The 6974-nt window shown below is 70.8% G+C and carries 5 protein-coding genes; 2 read left to right on the top strand and 3 right to left on the bottom strand.

From position 1 onward, the window contains the following. On the bottom strand, nucleotides 1-933 hold a 933-nt coding region (ccrA, locus tag F603_RS0122585; RefSeq protein WP_019548219.1), incomplete at its 3' end, for a crotonyl-CoA carboxylase/reductase. A gap of 163 nt (nucleotides 934-1096) precedes the next feature. Then, nucleotides 1097-1858, bottom strand: coding sequence for a thioesterase II family protein (locus tag F603_RS0122580; RefSeq protein WP_158678671.1), 762 nt, complete (start codon nucleotides 1856-1858; stop codon nucleotides 1097-1099). Between the two features lie 361 nt (nucleotides 1859-2219). Here F603_RS0122580 and F603_RS0122575 point away from each other — a divergent pair, with 361 nt between their 5' ends. Next, entirely contained in the window at nucleotides 2220-3002 is a 783-nt protein-coding gene (locus F603_RS0122575) for an SAM-dependent methyltransferase (protein WP_037956633.1), read from the top strand. A gap of 639 nt (nucleotides 3003-3641) precedes the next feature. Next, a complete protein-coding gene (locus tag F603_RS0122570; RefSeq protein ID WP_019548216.1) occupies nucleotides 3642-4517 on the top strand; it encodes an AraC family transcriptional regulator in 876 nt (291 codons plus the stop codon). Between the two features lie 245 nt (nucleotides 4518-4762). Here F603_RS0122570 and F603_RS0122565 read toward each other — a convergent pair whose 3' ends face one another. Then, entirely contained in the window at nucleotides 4763-6838 is a 2076-nt protein-coding gene (locus F603_RS0122565; RefSeq protein WP_019548215.1) for a helix-turn-helix domain-containing protein, read from the bottom strand. Nucleotides 6839-6974 lie beyond the last annotated feature (136 nt).

Genomic DNA, 6974 nt, shown 5'->3' with positions numbered 1-6974 from the left:
GACGTCTTCGCCGCCGGTGAGTTCGCGGATGCGTGTGCCGAAGCGTTTCCATTCTTTGGGGTCCTGGTTGTGTGCGTCTTTCCAGAACCGGTAGTCCTCGGCGGTGCGGTCGATGATCGCTTCGGCGCCCATCCGGCGGCAGATGTCGGCTTTTTGTGTGCTGGAGACGATGCAGATGGGGTTGGCGCCGCCGGCGAGTGCGTACTGGGTGGCGTAGGAGCCGAGTCCGCCGCTGGCGCCCCAGATCAGGACGTTGTCGCCTTGTTTCATGTCGGCTCCGTTGCGGGAGACGAGTTGGCGGTAGGCGGTGGAGTTGACCAGTCCGGGTGAGGCGGCTTCTTCCCAGGTGAGGTGGTGGGGTTTGGGCATGAGTTGGTTGGACTTGACCAGGGCGATCTCGGCGAGGCCGCCGAAGTTGGTCTCGAAGCCCCAGATGCGCTGTTCGGGGTCGAGCATCGTGTCGTTGTGTCCGTCCGCGCTCTCCAACTCCACCGAGAGGCAGTGTGCGACGACTTCGTCGCCGGGCTTCCAGGAGTTGACGCCGGCGCCGGTGCGTAGCACGACGCCCGCCAGGTCGGAGCCGATGACGTGGTAGGGGAGGTCGTGGCGTTTGGCCAGGGGGGAGAGACGTCCGTACCGCTCGAGGAACCCGAAGGTCGGCAGGGGTTCGAACAGGGACGTCCACACGGAGTTGTAGTTGACCGAAGAGGCCATCACGGCCACCAGCGCCTCACCAGGGCCGAGTTCAGGCACCGCCACCTCGTCCAAGTGAAGCGACTTACGCGGGTCCTTGTCCCAAGAATCCAAACCCTCGAACATGCCCGCGTCATCCTTGTGGACGGTCACCGCACGATAGGACTCCGGGAGCGGCAGGGCGGCGTAATCCCCGGGCTTGGCGTTCCCCGAGAGGATGGTGCTGACGATTTCCCGCATGTGGTGTCCCTTTGTGAGTGTGCGTGCGAAGGCGCGGTGACGACGGCGAGAGGGACGTGCCTCGGTTCCCGAGGGCGGGCTCTGGAGCGGCCCCCGGGACGGACGACACGACGTGTGCGCCGCACCGCCACCGTGTCGGAACAGTCTGGAGCGATTGCCGGTGTCATTGGGCGGTTTCGGGAAACAGGAGCAGGTCCCGCACCACCCGCAGCACCGGGGCTCCGTCGTCCTCGTGGACGAAGAAGTGGCCCCCCGGGAACTCGTGCACCCGGGTCTCCTCGGTGGTGCCCTCCGCCCACGCGGCCAGGCCGTGCGACGAGACGAGAGCATCGCCCCGGCCGGTGAAGACGTGGACAGGACAGTGCAGTCGGGGTTCCGCCGATGTCCGGTACGCCTCCACCACCGTGAGGTCGGCCCGCAGCACGGGCAGGAACAGGTCAAGCAGGTCGGCATGGTCCGCGATCTCCGGCGGGGTGCCACCGAAGCCGACCATGGAATGCCAGAGGTCCGCGTCATTCATCGTGTGGAACAGCGGCAGAAAGTCCGAGGACCACGGCGCGTCCCGTCCCGCGAGCAGGAGCGCGTGCGGAGTGATCTCGTACTTCTCGCCCAGGTTGCGAGCGACCGCGTGCGCGACCGTCGCCCCCATGCTGTGTCCCCAGAGCACGATCGGCTCAGGACCGAGCTCCGCGATCTCCGGAGTGACGGCGGCGAGCACCGAGTTCATGTCGCGCAGCGGCGGGGTGCCGAGCTTGCCGCCGTGGCCGGGGAGTTCGACGGCGTGCACCGCGACCCCGGGCAGCCGGGACGCCCACCGGTGGAACTGCGCGATACCGCCTGCCGCGTTCGGGAAGCACACCATGCGCAGTTGTGACGCACCGTGCGAGGGGAATGCATGCAACACCGGTTTCGGCTCGGTCGACATGCGACGTACCTCCAAAATGAGCGGGGCGGCCATCACAGCGCCCACGGGACGCCCCAACAACCGCACAACTCATGACGTCGCTCGTCCTGTGGGCGCACCTCCCTCGTCGGTTCGGCGGGCCCGTACGACGAAACGGAGCGCACCGGATCGGGGCCGCGACCACCGTGGGACTCCCGCGCGTAGTGGCCGGCGGACCTGGCCTGGCGGATGCACGACCAGTTCCTTGCCGTGCCCGCATATGCGGCGCACGTGGCGATGTCGAACAGGCCGCTCCACAAAGCGAGTTCGTCTGTCAGCCTGGCAGGCTGCTCCACCCCGTCCCCTCTCGAACGCCATCCGAAGCGCCGGAAAAGGATCACTGATGACTGCCCACTCCGCCCGTATGTACGACTACTACCTCGGCGGGAAGGACTGGTTCGAAGCCGATCGCCTCCTGGCAGAGCGTCTCCTTGCCGAGTTCCCCCACATACGGACGGGAGCCAGGGCCAACCGCTCGTTCATGCATCGGGCGACGCGCACGCTCGCCCGCGAGCAGGGAGTGCGCCAGTTCCTCGACATCGGGACGGGCATCCCGACCGCGCCCAACCTCCACCAGGTCGCCCAGGCCGAGGCACCCGAAGCCCGCGTCGTCTATGTCGACAACGATCCGCTCGTCATCGAGTACGCGGACGCGCTGATGCGCGGCACCCCCGAGGGCGGAACCACCTACCTGGAGGCCGACGTTCGCACCCACGACCTCCTCGCCGACCCCCACGTCACCGACACCCTCGACCTGACCCGCCCCGTCGCGCTGAGCCTCGTGGCGCTGATGCACTTCATGTCCGACGAGGACGAGCCGTACGAGATGGTCCGCCGTCTCCTCGACCCGCTCGCCCCCGGCAGCTTCCTCGTCCTCTCCCACACCACCGCCGACTTCGACACGGTCGGCGGCGCCGAGGCGGTCCGCTCCACCTACGGCAACCACGGCATCACCGTGGCACCCCGCACACGAGCAGAGGTCGCCACCTTCTTCGACGGCCTCGACCTCCTCGACCCCGGCCTCGTCGTCGGCCACCGCTGGCGCCCGGACAAGAAGCCGACGCTCCCCGACGAGGCGATCAGCTTCTACGCCGGCGTCGCCCGCAAGCCGGGGGGAAGCCGGTGAGGAACCGCCTGTCCTGAACGGCGGGTTCGGTCGTGCAGGCCGGAGCGGTGCGCGGCGGTGTGCGTCTCCCTGCGCCGTCGTCGCGCCGTCCCCCTGTCCCGCAGCAACTCCCCTTCGTCGTGCGCGGTGGCCGAACCGCTGTCGAAATCGCCGAGCTGCTTCGGCGCATGGCGACGATCAGCGACCGGGTGTGGACGGCGCCGTTCCGCGGCCGCTGGGTCCAGTGCGGAAGGCGGCTCGATGGGTAACGCGAGACGCAGACCCGGGTCGCGGGACGAGCCCCTGTGTCCAGGACGCTGACGCTTCTCTGCTCGCGTGATCGCACCGGGCCGCCACCGGCCAACGCCCGCATCAGGGACCGGACTACGGTCATGTGCCGCTCTTTCGCGCGTCGTTGACCGCCTCGGCCGTACCGACGCCGAGTGCCGCTTCGTCCGCTTCCGCCGGCCCGCACGGCGACCGCACACCCCGAGCGCCAACGCCGACGGCCAGGAGGACGCCGAGTACGGGTTGCGCAGGGCGCCGCCTGTTGCCGGACGTCGGAGGGGCGGTGCGACCCGATCGACGCGGGCACGGAATGTCGGGTGCCGGGAGGGAGCCGCTGCCTAGCGTTGGTGGCGTCAGAAGGAAGGAGTACCGGTGCTGGACCGGTTCAACGAGGCCATGGAGCACATCGAGTCACGCCTCGACGGGACGCTGGACGTCGTCGAACTCGCGCGGATCGTCCGGACGTCGGAGTACCACCTGCGGCGGATGTTCTCGGCACTCGCCGGGATACCCCTGTCGGAGTACGTCAGGCGCCGACGGCTCACCGTGGCCGGAGCGGAGGTCCTGGGCGGGGAGCGCACGCTGTTGGAGGTCGCCGTTCGCTACGGCTACGGCTCGGGCGAGGCGTTCGCCCGGGCGTTCCGCGCCCACCACGGCGTCGGCCCCGGCACGGCCCGGCGGACCGGGGCCGCGCTGCGGTCCCAGCCACGGATGTCCTTCCGTCTCGTCGTCGAAGGGAGCAGCACCATGCAGTACCGGGTCGTCGAAATGCCCGCCTTCCACGTAGTGGGCGTGCAGACGCGCGTTCCCCTTGTTTACGAGGGCGTCAACCCCGCCATAGCCGAGTTCATCCGAAGCCTCGATCCCGAACTCGTCTCGCGTGTCGAGGAGTTGTCCGACACCGAGCCCTCCGGGTTGCTCTCCGTCGTGGACAAGCTCGGCGACGGCCGCGAGGAAGGGACGGAGCTGGACTACTACCACGCCGTGGTGCGCCTCGCCGACGATGCGCCTGCGGACCTGGACACCTTGGACGTCCCCGCCGGGACGTGGGCCGTGTTCGAGAACTCCGGGCCCTTTCCGGAAACCCTTCAGACGGTGTGGCGAGACGTCTTCACCCAGTGGTTCCCGTCCAACCCCTACGAGTCCCGTCCGGGGCCCGAGATGCTGTGGACGGCGGCCGGACCGGGCGAAGACGGCACGCACGCGGAGACCGGCCTGTGGATTCCCGTCACCCCGACCGTGACCTGACGGGAGGGCTGCCGCTGCCCATGCCCTGCCGTACGGCTGGTGTCCGAGCCAGGACACCGGTCGCACGGTTCCGGCGCGGCACCGGTCGAGGAAGTTGGGCCGCGACCGGCAGTGGCGTGCCCGGCCAGTGGTCAGTGGAGTCCGCACACACTCCGGATGGACATGGAGAGTGTCGCAACCTCAGCACTGAGTGAGGAATCGAGCACCCGCGGGCTTCCGATCGGCTCGTCGGTACGGGAGCGCGCTCATCCACGGGAACGCGGCGCGGAGTCCGAAGGGGACGAGAGGTCGGTGCGGGGAAGGCGGTCCGTGCGGGCGGGCGGCGCGGTCTTCGGGGTCGGGCGGTCGGTGCGGGTCAGCGCGTCGAGGCGCAGGGCGAGGTGGAGTTCGAGGGCGTTCTCCGGGTCGTTCCAGCCGGGGCCGAGGAGGCTCTCGATGCGGTCAAGGCGCTGGACGACCGTGTTGACGTGGATGTGCAGGGCGTCCTTGGTGCGGGTGAGGACGCCGCCGGCGGCGAAGTAGGCCCTGAGGGTGCGGACGAGGTCGGTTCCGCGTTGGGCGTCGTACTCCAGCAGCGGGCCGAGCGTGGCGTGGACGAAGGTCCCGGCGTCGCGCTCCTCGCCCAACACCATGCCGAGGAAGCCGAGTTCGGCGCTGCTGGCTCCCTCGCCCGTGCGGCCGAGCGCGGCCATGGCGTGCAGGGTGCGGCGCGCCTCGTCGTGGGCCGCGAGGAGTTGGGGAGCGCCCCGTGCCGGCCCGGCGGCGGCGACCGTCACGGGTGCGGCGACGAGGGCGCCGAGGCGTTCGGCGAGGAGTTGGGCGAGCGCACCGGGGCTGTCGTCCCTCGTCGGTGGCGCGTCCTGGTGCGGCCAGAGGAGGACGAGCGCGCCGTGGTGCTCGGCGCCGGTGCACCCTGGGTGCCAGGCGGCGAGGTGCGGGAGTCCCGCCGTGCTGAGCCGGTCGCGGGCGTGCGGCGTGGTCTGGGCGGTGAAGAGGAGGTGGGGGTGGGAGAGGTCGATGCCGAGGCGGCGTCCGCGTCCGAGGAGGGACGACTCGTCCTCGCCCCTCGACTCCAGCAGGTCGACGACGAGGTTGCCGCGGAGGCGGCTCTCCGTCTCCGCGGCGGTGCGGCGCATCAGGAGCAGCAGACCGGTGACGACGGCGGAGCGCTCGAAGAGCCGCCGATCGGCGTCCTCCAGACCGCGGTCGTCGTGCAGCACGAGGACGGCGAGGAGTTCGGGACCCGCGAGGACCGCGCACGCCCAGAGCCCGTCCTTGTGGACGGCGCGCGCCGCGAGGCGGGACTGGCGGGCGGTCCGCACGAGCACGTCGGGGGCGTAGATCTCAGGGGAGTGCGCGGTCCCGTCCGCGTCGGCGCCGGTGAGGAGCGCCCCTTCGATGTCGTGCAGGGTGAGGGGAGCGCCGAGCAGACCGGCGACGGCGGCGGCGACTTCGGGGAGGTCGCCGCCGCGCAGGACGAGGTCGGTGAGGCGGTCGTGCGCCTCCTCGGCGCGCTGGAGAGCGGCGGTCTGGCGGCGGACGGTGTCGTTCGCCTCCTCCAGCTCGGCCATCGCGCGGCGCATGTCCGTGACCGTCCGGGCGTTGTCGATGGCGACGGCCGCGTGCGCGGCGAGGGAGCAGAGCAGGGCGATCTCGTCCTGGCCGAAGGCGCGCGGCGAGCGGTCGGCGGCGAAGAGGACGCCGACGACCGTGCCGGCTCGCGCGGTGCGTGAGCCGAGCAGCAACGGGACGCCGAGGATGGCGACGAGCCCCTCGTCGAGGACGCCCGCATCGATCGGACGGGTGTGGCGGAAGCGCGCGTCGGTGCGGTAGTCCGGGGAGGCGTAGGGCGTGGCGCTCTTCGCGACGAGGCCGCCCAGCCCCTCGCCCAGGCCGAGTCGCAGGTGCTGGAAGAGGGGGGAGAAGGAGCCGTCGGTGACGCGCATGTAGGTGTCGCCTGCCTGCTCGTCGGGGAGCGTCAGGTAGGCGGTGTCGGTGCCGAGCAGGCGGCGGGCCCTGCGCACGATGGCCTGGAGGACGGAGTCGAGGTCCGCGGAGGCGGCGAGGTCGCCTGCGGTGTCGAAGAGGGCGCTCAACTCGCGTTCGCGGCGGCGTCGTTGCTCCAACGTGGTGTGGACGCGCAGGGCGGTGCCGGCAGCCCGGTCCACCTCTGCCAGCTCGTCGGCGGGGAGCTCCGCGGCGCGGGCCTCGGTGACCACGGCGCTGATCTCCTCGGCGGGGGCACCGGCCTCCAGGAGCTCCAGCAGCCGACGCACGTACCGCGACGCCTTGGAAGCGGGGCTGGAAGCGGGGTTCGGCATGGTCCTTCACCTGTGGTTCGGTCCGACGGGCGGCCTGGGCACGGTGCTTGAGTCCGCCGGGGAACGCAACCGTCCGCGCTCCTCGCGCGGGAAGAGGCGCACGACGACCGCGTGCGACAGGGGTCGGTGCCGGGCG

It is taken from the genome of Streptomyces sulphureus DSM 40104 (assembly GCF_000381025.1).
GTDB lineage: Bacteria > Actinomycetota > Actinomycetes > Streptomycetales > Streptomycetaceae > Streptomyces > Streptomyces sulphureus.
The sequence above is the reverse complement of the archived record's forward strand: the minus strand, read 5'-3'. Positions and strand labels throughout refer to the sequence as shown.